At 47.9% G+C, this 15,561-nt stretch carries 21 protein-coding genes and 1 pseudogene; 8 read left to right on the plus strand and 14 right to left on the minus strand.

All coding sequences use genetic code 11. The annotated features are described in order from the left end of the window. The coding region (gene dapF / locus Q9I99_RS10445; RefSeq protein WP_304666224.1) for a diaminopimelate epimerase at positions 1 to 785 on the minus strand (785 nt) is incomplete at its 3' end. A 142-nt stretch (positions 786 to 927) separates the two neighbouring features. Here dapF and Q9I99_RS10450 point away from each other — a divergent pair. After that, positions 928 to 1,242: a hypothetical protein gene (locus tag Q9I99_RS10450; protein ID WP_301667926.1), complete on the plus strand. Its 315-nt coding sequence runs from the start codon at positions 928 to 930 to the stop codon at positions 1,240 to 1,242. Then, positions 1,239 to 1,907 (plus strand): sulfite exporter TauE/SafE family protein, encoded by a 669-nt coding sequence (locus Q9I99_RS10455; protein WP_301667927.1) that lies wholly within the window; start codon positions 1,239 to 1,241, stop codon positions 1,905 to 1,907. Before Q9I99_RS10450 ends, Q9I99_RS10455 begins: the two co-directional genes overlap by 4 nt. Before the next feature lie 72 nt (positions 1,908 to 1,979). Here the strand turns inward: Q9I99_RS10455 and pnp are convergent, their stop codons facing one another. Beyond that, positions 1,980 to 4,100: a polyribonucleotide nucleotidyltransferase gene (gene pnp / locus Q9I99_RS10460; protein WP_301667928.1), complete on the minus strand. Its 2,121-nt coding sequence runs from the start codon at positions 4,098 to 4,100 to the stop codon at positions 1,980 to 1,982. Positions 4,101 to 4,336: 236 nt separating this feature from the next. Further along, a complete protein-coding gene (locus Q9I99_RS10465; protein WP_301667929.1) occupies positions 4,337 to 5,200 on the minus strand; it encodes a phosphoribosylaminoimidazolesuccinocarboxamide synthase in 864 nt (287 codons plus the stop codon). Positions 5,201 to 5,398: 198 nt separating this feature from the next. Here Q9I99_RS10465 and rfbD point away from each other — a divergent pair, with 198 nt between their 5' ends. Next, complete coding sequence (gene rfbD, locus Q9I99_RS10470) at positions 5,399 to 6,262, plus strand: dTDP-4-dehydrorhamnose reductase (protein ID WP_301667930.1); 864 nt, start codon at positions 5,399 to 5,401, stop codon at positions 6,260 to 6,262. Positions 6,263 to 6,632: 370 nt separating this feature from the next. Here rfbD and Q9I99_RS10475 read toward each other — a convergent pair whose 3' ends face one another. The 8 genes and pseudogenes from Q9I99_RS10475 to Q9I99_RS10510 form a co-directional block, all read right to left on the minus strand. Further along, complete coding sequence (locus tag Q9I99_RS10475) at positions 6,633 to 6,866, minus strand: glutaredoxin family protein (protein ID WP_301667931.1); 234 nt, start codon at positions 6,864 to 6,866, stop codon at positions 6,633 to 6,635. Between the two features lie 40 nt (positions 6,867 to 6,906). Further along, entirely contained in the window at positions 6,907 to 7,140 is a 234-nt protein-coding gene (locus Q9I99_RS10480) for a hypothetical protein (protein WP_301667932.1), read from the minus strand. 22 nt (positions 7,141 to 7,162) lie between these two features. Next, positions 7,163 to 7,627 (minus strand): hypothetical protein, encoded by a 465-nt coding sequence (locus Q9I99_RS10485; protein WP_301667933.1) that lies wholly within the window; start codon positions 7,625 to 7,627, stop codon positions 7,163 to 7,165. A gap of 146 nt (positions 7,628 to 7,773) precedes the next feature. Then, positions 7,774 to 8,076: an Imm40 family immunity protein gene (gene imm40, locus Q9I99_RS10490; protein WP_301667934.1), complete on the minus strand. Its 303-nt coding sequence runs from the start codon at positions 8,074 to 8,076 to the stop codon at positions 7,774 to 7,776. 15 nt (positions 8,077 to 8,091) lie between these two features. Further along, positions 8,092 to 8,262, minus strand: a pseudogene (locus Q9I99_RS10495) (MafB); the annotation flags it as partial. 188 nt (positions 8,263 to 8,450) lie between these two features. Then, positions 8,451 to 8,651 (minus strand): (2Fe-2S)-binding protein, encoded by a 201-nt coding sequence (locus Q9I99_RS10500; protein WP_003677538.1) that lies wholly within the window; start codon positions 8,649 to 8,651, stop codon positions 8,451 to 8,453. Positions 8,652 to 8,832: 181 nt separating this feature from the next. Then, positions 8,833 to 9,708: a site-specific tyrosine recombinase XerD gene (gene xerD / locus Q9I99_RS10505; RefSeq protein ID WP_301667963.1), complete on the minus strand. Its 876-nt coding sequence runs from the start codon at positions 9,706 to 9,708 to the stop codon at positions 8,833 to 8,835. 53 nt (positions 9,709 to 9,761) lie between these two features. Then, positions 9,762 to 10,199: a peroxiredoxin gene (locus tag Q9I99_RS10510; protein ID WP_003677534.1), complete on the minus strand. Its 438-nt coding sequence runs from the start codon at positions 10,197 to 10,199 to the stop codon at positions 9,762 to 9,764. 304 nt (positions 10,200 to 10,503) lie between these two features. Between Q9I99_RS10510 and Q9I99_RS10515 the strand changes: the two genes are divergently transcribed. The 5 genes from Q9I99_RS10515 (at position 10,504) to folK (ending at position 13,446) form a co-directional block, all read left to right on the plus strand. Next, positions 10,504 to 11,442, plus strand: a complete 939-nt coding sequence (locus Q9I99_RS10515; protein ID WP_301667935.1) for a serine hydrolase — start codon at positions 10,504 to 10,506, stop codon at positions 11,440 to 11,442. Positions 11,443 to 11,569: 127 nt separating this feature from the next. After that, on the plus strand, positions 11,570 to 11,863 hold the full coding sequence (hfq, locus tag Q9I99_RS10520) for an RNA chaperone Hfq (protein ID WP_003687717.1): 294 nt from the start codon (positions 11,570 to 11,572) through the stop codon (positions 11,861 to 11,863). Between the two features lie 84 nt (positions 11,864 to 11,947). Then, entirely contained in the window at positions 11,948 to 12,514 is a 567-nt protein-coding gene (mnmM, locus tag Q9I99_RS10525) for a tRNA 5-(aminomethyl)-2-thiouridylate-methyltransferase MnmM (RefSeq protein WP_301667943.1), read from the plus strand. A 53-nt stretch (positions 12,515 to 12,567) separates the two neighbouring features. Continuing rightward, the gene (locus Q9I99_RS10530; protein ID WP_002237811.1) at positions 12,568 to 12,942 is read left to right on the plus strand and encodes a SirB2 family protein; all 375 of its coding nucleotides are present in this window, start codon (positions 12,568 to 12,570) and stop codon (positions 12,940 to 12,942) included. A 9-nt stretch (positions 12,943 to 12,951) separates the two neighbouring features. Further along, positions 12,952 to 13,446, plus strand: a complete 495-nt coding sequence (folK, locus tag Q9I99_RS10535) for a 2-amino-4-hydroxy-6-hydroxymethyldihydropteridine diphosphokinase (protein ID WP_301667945.1) — start codon at positions 12,952 to 12,954, stop codon at positions 13,444 to 13,446. 128 nt (positions 13,447 to 13,574) lie between these two features. Here folK and Q9I99_RS10540 read toward each other — a convergent pair whose 3' ends face one another. The 3 genes from Q9I99_RS10540 to Q9I99_RS10550 all read right to left on the minus strand — a co-directional run bounded on the left by Q9I99_RS10540 (position 13,575) and on the right by Q9I99_RS10550 (position 15,424). Beyond that, positions 13,575 to 14,054, minus strand: a complete 480-nt coding sequence (locus tag Q9I99_RS10540) for an NGO0322 family iron-responsive protein (protein WP_301667965.1) — start codon at positions 14,052 to 14,054, stop codon at positions 13,575 to 13,577. A 219-nt stretch (positions 14,055 to 14,273) separates the two neighbouring features. Continuing rightward, positions 14,274 to 15,011, minus strand: a complete 738-nt coding sequence (gene ubiE, locus Q9I99_RS10545) for a bifunctional demethylmenaquinone methyltransferase/2-methoxy-6-polyprenyl-1,4-benzoquinol methylase UbiE (RefSeq protein WP_118791862.1) — start codon at positions 15,009 to 15,011, stop codon at positions 14,274 to 14,276. 53 nt (positions 15,012 to 15,064) lie between these two features. After that, a complete protein-coding gene (locus Q9I99_RS10550; protein WP_002235623.1) occupies positions 15,065 to 15,424 on the minus strand; it encodes a gamma-butyrobetaine hydroxylase family protein in 360 nt (119 codons plus the stop codon). Positions 15,425 to 15,561: the final 137 nt, after the last annotated feature.

Consider the following 15,561-nt stretch of genomic DNA (forward strand, 5'->3'; position numbering starts at 1 on the left):
CAGGCCCATTCGATATATAAAGTCCCGCCCGGCAAAACCACCTCTACCGTTTTCCCTTCATCCAACAGCCCCAGACGGATACCCGCCACCACAGCCGCACACGCGCCCGTACCGCAAGCTTGGGTTTCGCCCACGCCGCGCTCGAACACGCGCAAACGGATTGCCGTCCGACCGACAACCTGCATAAAGCCGACGTTGACGCGTTCGGGAAACTGCCTGTGCGCTTCGATAAGCGGACCGGTTTCGCGCACCGGCGCGCATTCCACGTCATCCACTACAATCACCGCATGGGGGTTGCCCATATTGACGCAGCTGACAGGCTGAATGCCGGATTCGAGATGCACCCCGTAAATACAGGCATCATCCCCCTCGCCCGATTCGGGGACAAACGGTATTTCAGACGGCATAAACTTCGGTTTGCCCATATTGACCGTAACCATACCGTTATCGGACAATTTCGGAAAAATAATGCCCTTGGCCGTTTCAACACAAATTTCTTTCTTATCGGTCAAACCCTTGTCTGCAACAAAACGGGCAAAACAACGCGCTCCGTTGCCGCACTGCCCGACCTCGCTACCGTCGGCATTGAAAATACGGTAACGGAAATCCACGCCTTCGGTTTCCGAACGCCCGACCACCAAAAGCTGGTCGAAGCCCACGCCCCGGAAGCGGTCCGCCCATTCCGCAATCGGCGCGTCCTCGGGGGTAAAATCCTGACTGACCGCGTCAATCACCATAAAATCGTTGCCCAAACCGTGCATTTTGGTAAATTTCAAAGTGTTCATATTATTCTGAAATCCCGTATTGTCTGTTGCTTCCGAATTCCGAAATCCGAAATCCCCGTGCCGAAGGGAAATGCTTCCATCTCCCGCCGTCGGGAGATTAAAATAAGCATTATACTGTTTGTTACCCACTACAATAAACACCATGTTCCGCATATTACTGTTGCTTTTCCCTTGTGCAATCCTTGCTGCCTGCACCCGAAACATACCGGCAAACCCGGCCGTTTCAAATTGCGTGCATCTTCAAAACCGCACCATCCTGTATTTTGACGCACACGGCAAGCCCGCCGACGACGCGGTAAAAGGCGGATTTTACAAAATTATCGAAACACAGGGCGCAAACCGCATCCTTATTCAAGACTTTAACAGCACGGGGCATGCCCTCGCCAAACCCTATTGGTCGGACTGCCGGAAATTATCCGTTTTCCCCGACAAACATCTGACCATGAGCCGTCCATGAACCACGACATCACTTTCCTCACCCTGTTCCTGCTCGGCTTCTTCGGCGGAACGCACTGCATCGGTATGTGCGGCGGATTAAGCAGCGCGTTTGCGCTCCAACTCCCCCCGCATATCAACCGCTTTTGGCTGATCCTGCTGCTTAACACAGGACGGATAAGCAGCTATACGACAATCGGTCTGATGCTCGGATTAATCGGACAGGTCGGCGTTTCACTTGACCAAACCCGCGTCCTGCAAAATATTTTATACACGGCCGCCAACCTCCTACTGCTCTTTTTAGGCTTATACTTGAGCGGTATTTCTTCCTTGGCGGCAAAAATCGAGAAAATCGGCAAACCGATATGGCGCAACCTGAACCCGATACTCAACCGGCTGTTACCCATAAAATCCATACCGGCCTGCCTTGCGGTCGGAATCTTATGGGGCTGGCTGCCGTGCGGACTGGTTTACAGCGCGTCGCTTTACGCCTTGGGCAGCGGCAGTGCGACAACCGGCGGACTGTATATGCTTGCCTTTGCACTGGGTACGCTGCCCAATCTTTTGGCAATCGGCATTTTTTCCCTGCAACTGAAAAAAATCATGCAAAACCGATATATCCGCCTGTGTACGGGATTATCCGTATCATTATGGGCATTGTGGAAGCTTGCCGTCCTGTGGCTGTAACCCCCATTCATTCCCGATACCCGTAAAAAATGCCGTCTGAAACCTGTTCAGACGGCATTTTCACCCTAAGCGTTACTCGGCGGCATTTTCCTCACGGACAGGCGCATCCAGCAGGGCTTTGATGGACAGGCGCACACGGCCTCTGTCGTCCACTTCCAATGCTTTCACATTCACCACCTGACCGACTTGCAGGTAATCGCCGACATTGCGTACGCGCTCGTGTGCGATTTGGCTGATGTGTACCAAACCGTCTTTGCCCGGCATCACGCTGACAATCGCGCCGACGTTGTTGTCGAGGATTTTCACCACAGTACCTTCATACACTTTGCCCACTTCCACTTCGGCAGTAATCTGCTCGATGCGTTTTTTCGCCGCATCGCCGGCTTCTTGAGTGGTCGCGGCAATGGTAATCGTACCGTCTTCGGCAATATTAATTTCCGTACCGGTTTCGGCGGTAATCGAACGAATGGTTTCGCCGCCTTTACCGATAACTTCGCGGATTTTGTCTTGGTTGATTTTCATCGTAAACAAACGCGGCGCGTGTGCGGACAACTCTTGCGGGCCCGCAACGGCGGCTTTCATCTGATCCAAGATGTGCAAACGTGCTTCTTTGGCTTGAGCCAAAGCGATCTGCATAATTTCTTTGGTAATGCCTTGGATTTTGATGTCCATTTGCAGTGCGGTAACGCCTTCGGTCGTACCGGCCACTTTAAAGTCCATATCGCCCAAGTGGTCTTCGTCGCCCAAAATGTCGGTCAGGACGGCAAATTTGTTGCCTTCCAAAATCAGACCCATCGCGATACCGGCAACGTGTGCTTTCAAAGGCACGCCGGCAGACAGCAGGCTCAGGCAGCCGCCGCAGACGGAAGCCATAGAGGAAGAGCCGTTGGATTCGGTAATTTCGGAAACCACGCGCATGGTGTAGCTGAAATCTTCAGGTTTCGGCAATACGGCCAATAACGCACGTTTAGCCAAACGGCCGTGACCGATTTCACGGCGTTTCGGCGCACCTACGCGACCGACTTCGCCGGTAGAGTATGGCGGGAAGTTGTAGTGCAGCATAAAGCGGTCGGTGTATTCGCCGGACAGCGCGTCAATGATTTGCTCGTCGCGCGAAGTACCCAAAGTGGCAACCGCCAAAGCTTGGGTTTCGCCACGGGTAAACAGTGCAGAACCGTGAGTGCGCGGCAACACGCCGGTTTGGATGTTCAACGGACGAACGGTGCGGGTGTCTCGGCCGTCGATGCGCGGTTGGCCGTCCAAAATTTGGCTGCGGACGACATCGGCTTCCAAGTGTTTGAAAATGCCTTTGATTTCGTTGGCTGCCAGCGTGTCGGTTTCTTCGGTAATCAAGGCTTCTTTTACCGCATTCCAAGCCTCGTCCAATTTTGCGGAACGCGCTTGTTTTTGACGGATTTTGAACGCTTCTTTAATGGTTTCGCCGGCAATCCCGCGTACTTTGGCAACCAGTTCCTCATTGGTTTCAGGTGCTTTCCAATCCCAAACTTCCGGATTCACTTCATCGGCAAATTCATTGATTGCATTGATGGCAACCTGCATTTGATCGTGGCCGTAAACCACCGCGCCCAGCATCACGTCTTCGGTCAGGATTTTGGCTTCGGATTCCACCATCAACACGGCTTTTGAAGTACCGGCGACCACCAAGTCCAATTGCGATTTCGCCAATTCGGCTTTAGTCGGGTTCAAAACGTACACACCGTTTACATAACCCACGCGTGCCGCGCCAATCGGACCGGCAAACGGTACGCCGCTCAACACCAGCGCGGCAGATGCACCCAACATTGCAGGAATGTCAGAATCAATTTCAGGGTCAACAGACACCACCATCGCTACGATTTGGATGTCGTGGTAGAAACCTTCAGGGAACAAAGGGCGAATCGGGCGGTCGATCAGACGGCTGGTCAGGATTTCTTTTTCGCTTTGTTTGCCTTCGCGTTTGAAGAAACCGCCGGGGATTTTACCTGCTGCGTAAGTACGCTCGAGGTAATCGACAGTCAGAGGGAAGAAGTCTTGGCCTTCTTTCACTTCTTTGTTGGTGGTAACGGCAACCAAAACAACGGTGTCACCCATAGATACTTTAACGGCAGCAGCGGCTTGGCGGGCGATTTCGCCGGTTTCCAAAGTAACGGTTTGATTACCGTATTGGAAGGTCTTAACGTGTTTATTGAACATTATTGTTCCTTTCAAAATACCGCACTGCTAAAACACTAATAATGCACACTAAAATCCGAATGTGCATAGTTAGGGTTTCAGACCGTGCGGCAGGTTATAAACAAGCTTTCAGACGGCCTTTAAGGCGCTGAAAACAACTCTCGATTATAAAGGCAACCATCCTTAAAATCCAGTATTGATACAATAAAAAGGCCGTCTGAAACATATCTCTTTCAGACGGCCTTCAAATTTAAAAATTAATCCTGAGTCAGCAAAGTCAATGCTTCCTGATATTTTTCGACTGTTTTTTGAATTACATCGGCAGGCACTTTAGGCGCAGGCGCTTTTTTGTTCCAACCGCTTTGCTCCAACCAATCGCGGACAAATTGTTTGTCAAAAGACGGTGGATTGGTGCCGACTTTGTATTGCCCGGCAGGCCAGAAGCGGCTCGAATCGGGGGTCAATACTTCATCCATCAGCGTCAGCGTACCGTTTTCATCCAAACCAAATTCAAACTTGGTATCGCAAATAATAATGCCGCGAGATTTCGCATATTCGGCCGCTTCTGTATAAAGCTGAATCGCTTTGGCGCGTACTTCCGCCGCCAATTCTTTTCCAACAATGCGTTCGCATTCTTCAAAACTGATGTTTTCATCATGATCGCCAACCTCGGCTTTGGTCGATGGCGTAAAGATCACTTCGGGCAGTTGTTGCGCTTCCTGCATACCTTCAGGCAGTTGAATACCGCAAACAGAGCCTGTTTTTTGATAATCTTTCCAACCGCTGCCCGCCAGATAACCGCGCACAATCGCCTCCACTTTTACAGGAGTAAGTTTTTTCGCCACGACGGCGCGTTTTTCTAAAACTTTGGCTTCGTTTTCAGGCAAAACGTCGTAAACCGTATCGCCGGTAAAGTGGTTAGGCATAATATGAGCCAGTTTTTTAAACCAAAAATTGGAAATCTGCGTCAGAATCTCCCCTTTACCCGGAATCGGGTCATCCAAAATCACATCGAATGCAGACAGGCGGTCGGAAGCAACCATCAACATACGTTTATCGTCAATTTCGTATAAATCGCGTACTTTGCCGGAATAAATCTTTGCCAAACCAATCTCACTCATTTCACACCCCCTGAAAATATCTTGAAAATACCGACCCGACACCCGACAGGTTTGAATCGCAATCCGATATTTTAGCCGAAGTCGGCGCAAAACAATACCCGTGGCACAAAAAGCCATCCCATCAACCGTCGGCAAAGTTTTGGCACTATAATACCGACAGCAGGTCCTACAATACACTTTTACCAAAGGAAATACCTCATGAGAATCCTATTGACAGGCTCGAAAAGCCAACTGGCACACTGTCTGCGCGACCGTCTTCCGGAAGACTGGGAAACCATTGCGACGGATTCCGCATCCCTAGACATTACCGATGCCGATGCCGTCTGCAACATGGTCAAAAGTTTCCAACCCGACGCTATTGTCAACACGGCTGCCTATACCGCCGTCGACAAAGCAGAAGGCGATGCGGCAGCGGCATTTGCCGTCAATGCCTCCGCCGTTTACAACCTTGCCTTGGCAGCACATCGCGCCCATGCCCGATTCATCCACATCTCAACCGACTATGTCTTTGACGGCAAAGGGAAAAGACCCTACCAGGAAAGCGACTTTACCAACCCTGCCAATGTATACGGACAATCCAAAACCGCAGGCGAACTGCTCGCACTGTCCGCCAATCCCGACAGCCTTATCCTGCGGACTTCTTGGCTGTTTAGCGAATACGGGGACAACTTTGTCCGCACCATGCTGAACCTTGCGCGGGAACGTTCCCCGCTGTCCGCCATCCACAACCAAACCGGCTGCCCGACCTATGCCGGCGACTTGTCCGCCGCCATCATCCGCCTGTTACAACAGTCCAATCCCGTTCGCGGCATTTACCACTACGCCGGCAGCAAATCCGCATCCTGGTACGAATTTGCCCAACATATTTTCCAAGCGGCATCGCAACAGCAGACATCCTTCCCCTTTCCCGAATTAACTGCCGTTTCAGACAAGGAATATCCGACCGCCGCCCCCAGGCCCGCATACAGCATTTTGGACTGCCGCAAAATCGAAAACGACTTCGGCATCAAACCGTCGGACTGGCAAAAAGCCCTTGTACAGGTCGTTTCCAAGCTGCTCTGATGCCACCCTCCCCTCCGTTTCCGCCGCCAAGCACCGCCTTGGCGGTTTTCTTATAAATTCTACCGATTACACAACCACATATCATCTTTACACAATCATGCTTCCATCAACAGCAAAACATGATATGATTGCTGCTAATAACATCTCACAATAAATTTTCTAATTTTTATTGAAAAAATCAATAAATAAGAATTCTCCCAACCGACAAATAAAATAAAGAAAGGGTCAATATGCAACACCGAAGAAGACTGGCAATTTACCAGGCATCCAAACGTGCTTCCTTTACTGGCAGGTCATCCGCCCCGCAAAAACGTAAAGAACGTTGATTTGAAAAAAATGCCGTCTGAAGTCCTGCTTCAGACGGCATTTTTTACCGTTCGAGAAACTGTTTCAACCTGTCCTCATCCAAAAACCAGTGGCAGATTTCCTCATCTCCCGCCAACAAAACGGGAACCAGCTCATTGTATTTTTCTTCCAAAGCGGGATCGTCGTCCACATCGACCACTTCCAGCCCGAACCCGTATTCATCCTGAAAAGGTTTGAGTTCGTCGCGCATTTTGTGGCACAAGCTGCAATATTCGCGAAACATCAGGGTTAGTTTCATCAGCATTTCCTTACCGTTCTGCTTCCACAATCCCAAGCCTTCAGACCAGGGACTCAGGGGTGGGTTGACAAGTGGTCATTTTTTCATAAATTTCAATAAAATATTTCTTCAAATCATCTACTTCATCTTTTTCAACGCCATGGATTATTTCAAATTCCCTTGCATCTACGCATACACCTGCATATATCTCACTCAAGATAGCCCGTAAAACAAAAACTTCATCTTGAGTTAGTGATATCGTTGAGTTTTGATTGTTTATGGATAGTATGTCCATAGCCGGTTTCCTAGCTTTAAGATTAATTAATTTTTAATATTTTTAATATTAATGCAATTATCCCAAGTAAAATAGGAACTATTATTGGAATAATGGCGTCCTTAATTTTTTTAATGTAGTTATCTTCTTTTTGTTGCGTCTGCTCATAATCATCCTCATGTAGATATGCATTATTTATATCCTTGTAAGTCTCATTTTTATCACCAACAACTCTGGAACCATCCTTAAACAACCTTGCAATTTTTATCATTGATGATAGTAGATCATTGCTTGTGGTAATTGCAAGCAATTCTTCCCCATCATAAAAAAGAATGCTTTCCTCATCGTTTGTGTCATAAAAATATACTTCACCCATCTCGTTGCAACCTTCATGATAATTAAATTTTTCTCTTAAAAATATTGACAAGTTCTCCTTGTTTTTTAATATTTTATTTTCGTCTGAAATTTTTTTGCTGGTATTTATTATCCTAATATGGTAACCCATCATCTATCCTTTCTTGTTTGGTCATATAGTTCTTTTGCTTTATTATGTATTTCTCGCACCCCTGAGCTGTGACTCCAACACCTGACTTTTAAGTCATGATATTCAACATCTTGATGTTTTACTATAAATCTATTCTTGTGCTTCCTTTGTTAGATAAATTTTAAAACAAAAGATACGTATGCATTCTCTAATTTTATTTGAGATAAATAATGCATTGCTTTGTCGATACTGTTAAATAAATTACTTCCCTCGTAATACCAATTATCATATGTTTGATAAAAATAATTATCTTTCTTGACATAAATATCTCCCCCCAATACAAGTATTCTCTCATTGATAAATAAATTTAATATATCTATTGCAGCGGGGACGGGTAATGCGGCTTCTCTAATTCCAATTCCTATCAAAGATTCCCCTTGTCTCGAATAAATTTCAAAAATCTCATTTAACATATTAATCTCTATCTGCTATTTTTCAGGAAATTGCTGCTTAGGGACAAATAATCTATGATTAATTTTTCCATCTGCTTCTCTGATATATTCAAAATTTCCATCTTTTCCTTTATAAAATCCAAGGATATAAAGTTTATGCCTTACAATATTATCTCCGCCAACTATTTGTATTACTGTATATTGTTCGCCTGATGTCGGTCTGAATGCCGCACCTCCATCATTAGAATTTTTATCTTGGATAACTATTATCCCTGTTTTATTGTCCCAATACATAGCGGAATCATCATTGAAGCAAATCGGCACTGTCTTAACACGCAGCCAAAAAACAGCAAAAATGCCGTCTGAACTGTTCAGACGGCATTTTTAAAACCGTTTTACGCTTGAACGCTAATACCTGCCGTAACCGTCGGTTGCGCGTTATGTGCCGTCAAAAACGAAGCAGCAAGCTCCCCGCAGCAGCCGCAACAGGTTGCCACGCCCAACTGCGATTGCAAATCACCCATTGTGGTCGCGCCTGCGGCAATAGTTTCTTTGATTTGATGGTCGGTAACGGCATTGCAGATACAGACAAACATTTTATACTCCGTGTGTTCTCAAACTATCATACTGATAGCGGCTTTTATTATCGTACGCAAATATAAATAAAAACAGTTCGTATTGCAAGGTTAAGATACTCGGTTCTCTTGGTATTTTTTTATCGCATTTCTATTTTCGATTGTTTTTTTATTAATCTGAAGCCGATGAGGGAACAGAGCCTCAATTTCGGGAATGATGTTCCTTAACCACGCTATGCAGCCGCACATTGGCAACATGGGTATAAATCTGAGTCGTGTTCAAATCGGCATGTCCCAACATATCCTGAACCACGCGCAAATCCAATCCGTGCTGCACCAAGTGTGTGGCGAAAGCATGGCGCAGGCTGTGCGGACTGATGTGTTCGATACCTGCCTGACTTGCATATTCTTTCACTATCATCCATGCCAGCTGTCGGGAAATACCCGTTTTTTTCTGACTGACGAACAATGCATCGCAAGACCTTCCCTTTAACAGCAACGGGCGCGCCTCCTTGTAGTAACGTTCCACCCAATATACGGACTCCCGCCCCATCGGCACTATCCTTTGCTTGTTACCCTTGCCCAAGGTAGTGATACACCCCCTGTCCAAATCCAGATTGCCAAAACTCAGCCTGACCGCTTCGCTAACACGCAAGCCGGTTGCATACATTAATTCAAGCAATGCCTTATCCCGTAAACCGTGCGGAGTATCCGTATCCGGTGCGGAAAGCAGTCGGGAAATCTGCTGCTCGGTAATCAGGGTCGGAATATTTTTGTCGATTTTGGGCGGTTTCAGCAAACGGGTGGGATTGTCCGTCCTCATGCCTTCACGCTCCATCCATATATACAGGCGTTTGCATGCTGATAATGCACGGGCCTGAGAGCTTCGTTCCTCACTGGCAACATAAACCGCCGCTGCCAAATCCGATTCGTCCGCATCCCTCAGGGTTTGACCGCACAAAAACAACCGGCGGGCAATTTTTTCCAAATCCCGCCGATAGCTGTCCAAGGTATTCCGACTAAGCCGCCGATCCAGCCACAAGGTTTCAAGCAGCCTGTCAATCAAATCTTCTTCCATATTATTCCAAACAAATGCCGTCTGAAACAGGTTAGGAAGCGAAACCCGCATGATCAGGAAAGCGTTTCCAGCACTTCCTGCGCATGACCCGCCACCTTGACCTTCCTCCATTCATGGACGATTTCACCGTCCTTATTCAGAACAAACGTACTGCGCTCGATACCGAACGACTCTTTCCCATACAGTTTCTTCAATTTGATGACATCAAACAGGCGGCACACTGTTTCATCCTTGTCACTCAACAGTTCGAACCGGAAACCCTGTTTCTCGCAAAAGTTCTGATGCGCTTTCACACCGTCTCGCGAAATACCGACCACGGTATAACCCAAGTCGCCGAACTGCGCCAATCGCGCATTAAAATCCAGCCCCTCCGTCGTACAACCAGGCGTACTGTCTTTCGGATAAAAATACACAACCAAAGGCAGATGTTCTGCCGAATGGAAATCCGCACCGCTGCTTGAAGGCAGGGTAAATTCATATTTCAAACCCATTAATCCGTACTCCCAATATTTCAACGATTAAAACAATGCATCAGCATACACCTGTGCATTAGTTTGATATCTAAGCCAACCCCGATTCTACCGCCTCGAGGTGCATAGATTCAACCGACGACCTCTGTTTCAAATCAAACCGCCGAAATTAAATCACAATAAATGTTTTTAATAAAAATAATATGTTATTAATAAAAACAATCTTACATTACCGATACAAGCAACCTATCTCCCTGACAACATACTTTACATATATCTGTTTTTTCAACAAAATAATGCCAACATTCAATCAATGGAATCAAAAATGTCCATCCGCACCTTAAAACATCTGCCTTCGTCTCTGCTACTCGGTTTATGCCTGTCCCTGCCTTCGGCATATCTCTTTGCCGAAGACGATATTTTAGGACAATTTTTGGAACATAACCTGTTCACATCCTCCGACCCGATAGAAATATTTGCAGAAAGTCCGATACACCCCACCAACACCCAAGCCATTACAGGCGGGCTGATTCTTTCCTCCCAATCCGCACTGGTTGTCAATAATAAAACGGGACAAATACTGTATCAGAAAAATGCCGACAGAATCATGCCCATCGCTTCCATCTCCAAACTCATGAGCGCAATGGTCGTTTTAGATGCAAATTTAAACATGGATGAAACCGTTACCATTACGCCAGACGAAATCGACCGCATCAAAGGAACAGGCAGCCGCCTTGCCATCGGCACGTCCCTTACTCGGAAAGAGCTGCTTCACTTAAGCCTGATGAGCAGCGAAAACCGCGCCACCCATGCATTGGGCAGAACCTACCCCGGCGGCATGGGCGCATTTGTCGCCGCCATGAACCGCAAAGCTCAAAGCCTGGGCATGTACAGCAGCCGCTTTTACGAACCGACCGGACTCAACTTCCAAAACGTTTCCACAGCCAAAGACCTGAGCCTCATGGTCAACGCCGCCGCCCAATATCCGCAAATCCGCACCAACTCGACTTCCAACTACGCCTCGGTACAGACCAAAAACGGGCAGCAGAACTACAAAAACTCCAATGCGCTGGTCAGGGAAGGCATGTGGAACATCGAATTGCAGAAAACCGGCTACATACGCGAAGCAGGCAGGTCTATGGTTGTCAAAGCCAACATTCAAAACCAACCCGTTACCATCGTATTGTTGAACTCTCCCACATCCGCCACACGCGTCAACGACGCGCGCAAAATCGAATCGTGGATGCTGCAGCAACGCTCCTGACATACAAATGCCCGGCGGAAAACCGCCCAAACACAAAAAAATTGGTAATTTTTCCTATTCAAGGCTACAATTCGACACGCACAGGGCATCTGCCCGATTTCACAATCATAATAACGGAGTTAAAAATATGACAGCTAAAGGACAAATGTTGCAAGATCCCTTCCTGAACGCCCTGCGTAAAGAGCATGTTCCGGTTTCGATTTACCTGGTCAACGGCATCAAACTGCAAGGTCAGGTCGAATCTTTCGACCAATACGTCGTTCTTCTAAGAAACACTTCCGTAACCCAAATGGTTTACAAACACGCCATTTCCACCATCGTACCGGCTCGCTCCGTCAACCTCCAACATGAAAACAAACCCCAAGCCGCACCGGCTTCGACCCTTGTCCAAGTGGAAACCGTCCAGCAGCCTGCCGAATAATCCGCACGAAGCATGACGTGTCATATCTTTCAATACCTTACCGGACAACGGTAAGGTATTTTTATTTTCAGACGGCATTTCAAAATGTTATTGAAAAACATCCTTCCATTCGCCCATTGCCTTTTGCGGCAGGCACTTCCCGAAGGCGGCAATGCTTTGGACGGCACCGCTGGCAACGGACACGACACCCTTTTCCTCGCACAAACCGTAGGCATCCGGGGAAAAGTGTGGGCATTCGATGTCCAGCCCCAAGCCCTGAACAACACCCGATGCCGTCTGCAGGAAGCAGGTTACAGCAATGTACGGCTCATCTTGGACGGACATGAAAACCTGAAGCAATATATTCCGGAGCCGCTGGATGCAGCCGTTTTCAATTTCGGCTGGCTGCCCGGAGGCGACAAGAATCTGACCACCGACAAGGAAACCAGTATTGCCGCCCTTTCTGCCACCTTATCCCTACTGAAAGAAAACGGTATGCTTATTGCCGTCCTCTACCCCGGGCACGAAAACGGAAAGCAGGAAGCAGAAGCCGTCGGACAATGGGCAAAAAGCCTGCCTCAAGAACAGTTTGCCGTTTTGCGTTACGGCTTTACCAACCGGAAAAACAACCCACCCTATCTGTTGGCATTTGAAAAGTTACGTCAAAAATAAATGTTTGCGGTAAAATAAGCCGATTCCAACCCTTATTTTGATAAGAGCCGACCATGCAGTATCTGTTTGTCAAATACAGCCACCAAATCTTCGTTACCATCACCATTTTGGTATTCAACATCCGTTTTTTCCTACTTTGGAAAAATCCAGAAAAGCCCTTGGCGGGCTTTTGGAAGGCACTGCCCCACCTCAACGACACCATGCTGCTGTTTACGGGATTGTGGCTGATGAAAATTACCCATTTCTCCCCGTTCAACGCACCATGGCTCGGTACAAAAATCCTGCTTCTGCTCGCCTATATCGCATTGGGTATGATGATGATGCGCGCCCGTCCTCGTTCGACCAAGTTCTACACTGTTTACCTGCTCGCCATGTGTTGCGTCGCCTGCATCGTTTACCTTGCCAAAACCAAAGTCCTGCCTTTCTGAAACACCGTTATGAACAACAGACATTTTGCCGTCATCGCCCTGGGCAGTAATCTTGAAAACCCTGCCCAACAGGTACGCGCCGCATTGGACACGCTGTCGTCCCATCCTGACATCCGGCTTGAACAGGCTTCCTCACTGTATATGACCGCGCCCGTCGGTTACGACAATCAGCCCGATTTCGTCAATGCCGTCTGCACCGTTTCCACCACCTTGGACGGCATTGCCCTGCTTGCCGAACTCAACCGTATCGAAGCCGATTTCGGACGCGAACGCAGCTTCCGCAACGCGCCGCGCACATTGGATTTGGACATTATCGACTTTGACGGAATCTCCAGCGACGACCCCCGCCTCACCCTGCCGCATCCGCGCGCCCACGAACGCAGTTTTGTCATGCGCCCTTTGGCAGAAATCCTCCCTGATTTTATTTTGGGAAAACACGGAAGGGTTACCGAATTGTCAAAACAGCTCGGCAATCAAGGTATCCGCCTTTTGCCCGAAGAATAATCCGCCACACGGAAATGCCGTCCGAACACCGGTTTCAGACGGCATTTTTCCTTTGCTGCCAACACGCGTGCAAAAAAATCGCCCCTTGGGAAAGGGGCGCAAAAGGAACACAAACCACTACCAAAACTTTAAATCTGCAACACTGCCTGCCGCATACTGTATCCGACAGGATATAAAGCCCTCACTAAATCGTTTCGAGAAATCCAAACTTCTTCATCGCCGACAGAAAACCTGCCTTTTTCCGGCACCAGCTCCAACAAAAACGGTTGAACCGCCGTATGCAGCTTGTCTTTACACCGCCCCAGCTTTCTGGACAACGCGGACAGGGCGCGTTTGTAGGCATTATCCTTGCGGTCAAGCTCCCGCGCACTACCGACCCAGCTCAAACGAAGGTTGCGGCTTTCATCCTCAATCAGCAAAATGCCTGTTTTGACTTCCCCCACCTCGGGCTCGCATGAAAGCGAAATATAATATTTACCGTCAATATTGACATATACCGCCTCATGCACCTGACAATTGCAGCCGGAAGTGGCAAGCAGGGAATAAACAGAATCACGGTGCAGCCTCAAAATATCGGAGGAAATCTGTTTGAAAATACTTTCCGGTATTTTTCCCTCCTTTTGTCTGCTGTGTTATTTACTGGATTGACTGCATTATACAGACATCTTTATATTTTGCAAATGATAATTGTTCCTATTTTTTAAAAAGTTTATAACTTATTAATAAATATGTGAATTAATTTTTAGGATTTAAAACCTTTATCTCAAAAAACACAAAAATGCCGTCTGAAACGTGTTCAGACGGCATTGGCTGCACAGGCAATCCGTTTAAAATTTTACGCCCTTATGTAGCGCGACGATGCCCGCACTCATATTGTGATAATCCACGCTATCGAAGCCCGCATCCAGCATCATCTGTTTCAAAGTTTCCTGATTGGGGTGCATACGGATGGATTCGGCGAGATACTGGTAGCTGTCCGCATCTTTGGCAATCAGTTTGCCCATGACCGGCAGCAGCTTGAACGAATAGAAATCATACGCGCCTTCGAGCGGCTTGTAGATTTTGGAAAACTCCAACACCAGCAACGTGCCGCCCGGTTTCAAAACACGGTACATCTCTTTCAGCGCGGCATCTTTATGCGTCATGTTCCGCAAGCCGAACGCCACGGAAACCAAGTTGAAATAATTGTCGGGGAAAGGCAGTTTTTCCGCATCGGCAAGCGACACGGGCAAAATCATGCCTTCGTTCAACAGACGGTCGCGCCCGACGGTCAGCATAGAAGAATTAATATCGGTCAGCCAAACTTCGCCCTCTTTGCCGACGCGTTTTGCCCAACCGCGCGACAAATCGCCCGTACCGCCCGCAATGTCCAACACTTTATCGCCTTTTTTCAGGTGCGCCGTGTTGATGGTAAAGTGTTTCCATACGCGGTGCAGCCCTGCCGACATCACATCGTTCATAATGTCGTAGTTTTTGGCGACGGAGTGGAATACTTCCGCCACTTTTCCGGCTTTCTCATCTTCGTTGACCGTGCTAAACCCGAAATGCGTTTTCTGTCCGCCCATATTCTAACCACCTCTCTGATACCGTTGCCCGTCAGATTGCCATCCGACCGATCTTATTTCTCTTCAAAACGCGACGCGCCCGCCGCCGCCAATTTGTCCAAATATTCCTGCCACATCGCATCGTATCCGTATGCCAGTCTGTGCAGGTACGCCCAATCGTAAAGCCCGCTGTCGTGTCCGTCCGAAAAACTGATTTTCAGCGCGTACTGTCCGACAGGCTGCAAATCCGTAATCTGAACATCCGCCTTGCCGGTCTGCAAAACATCCTGTCCCACGCCGTGTCCGCGCACTTCCGCACTCGGCGAATAGACGCGTAAAAATTCGGCAGGCAGATTTTTAGGTTCGTCCCCATAAGTCAAAACCAACACGGTACGGTTTTTCAGCAAACGGATTTCAACAGGAATATTATTCAAAAAACACCTCGGTTCGGCATACAATATCCGGCAGGCGTACGCGCGCCTTCAAACGGCGCGTATTTTAACAGCTTTATCCCGATACCGATATTCAAACCCACATTTCAGACGGCATTGATATGGACAATCTCGTATGG

This window comes from Neisseria basseii (genome assembly GCF_962707005.1).
GTDB lineage: Bacteria > Pseudomonadota > Gammaproteobacteria > Burkholderiales > Neisseriaceae > Neisseria > Neisseria bergeri.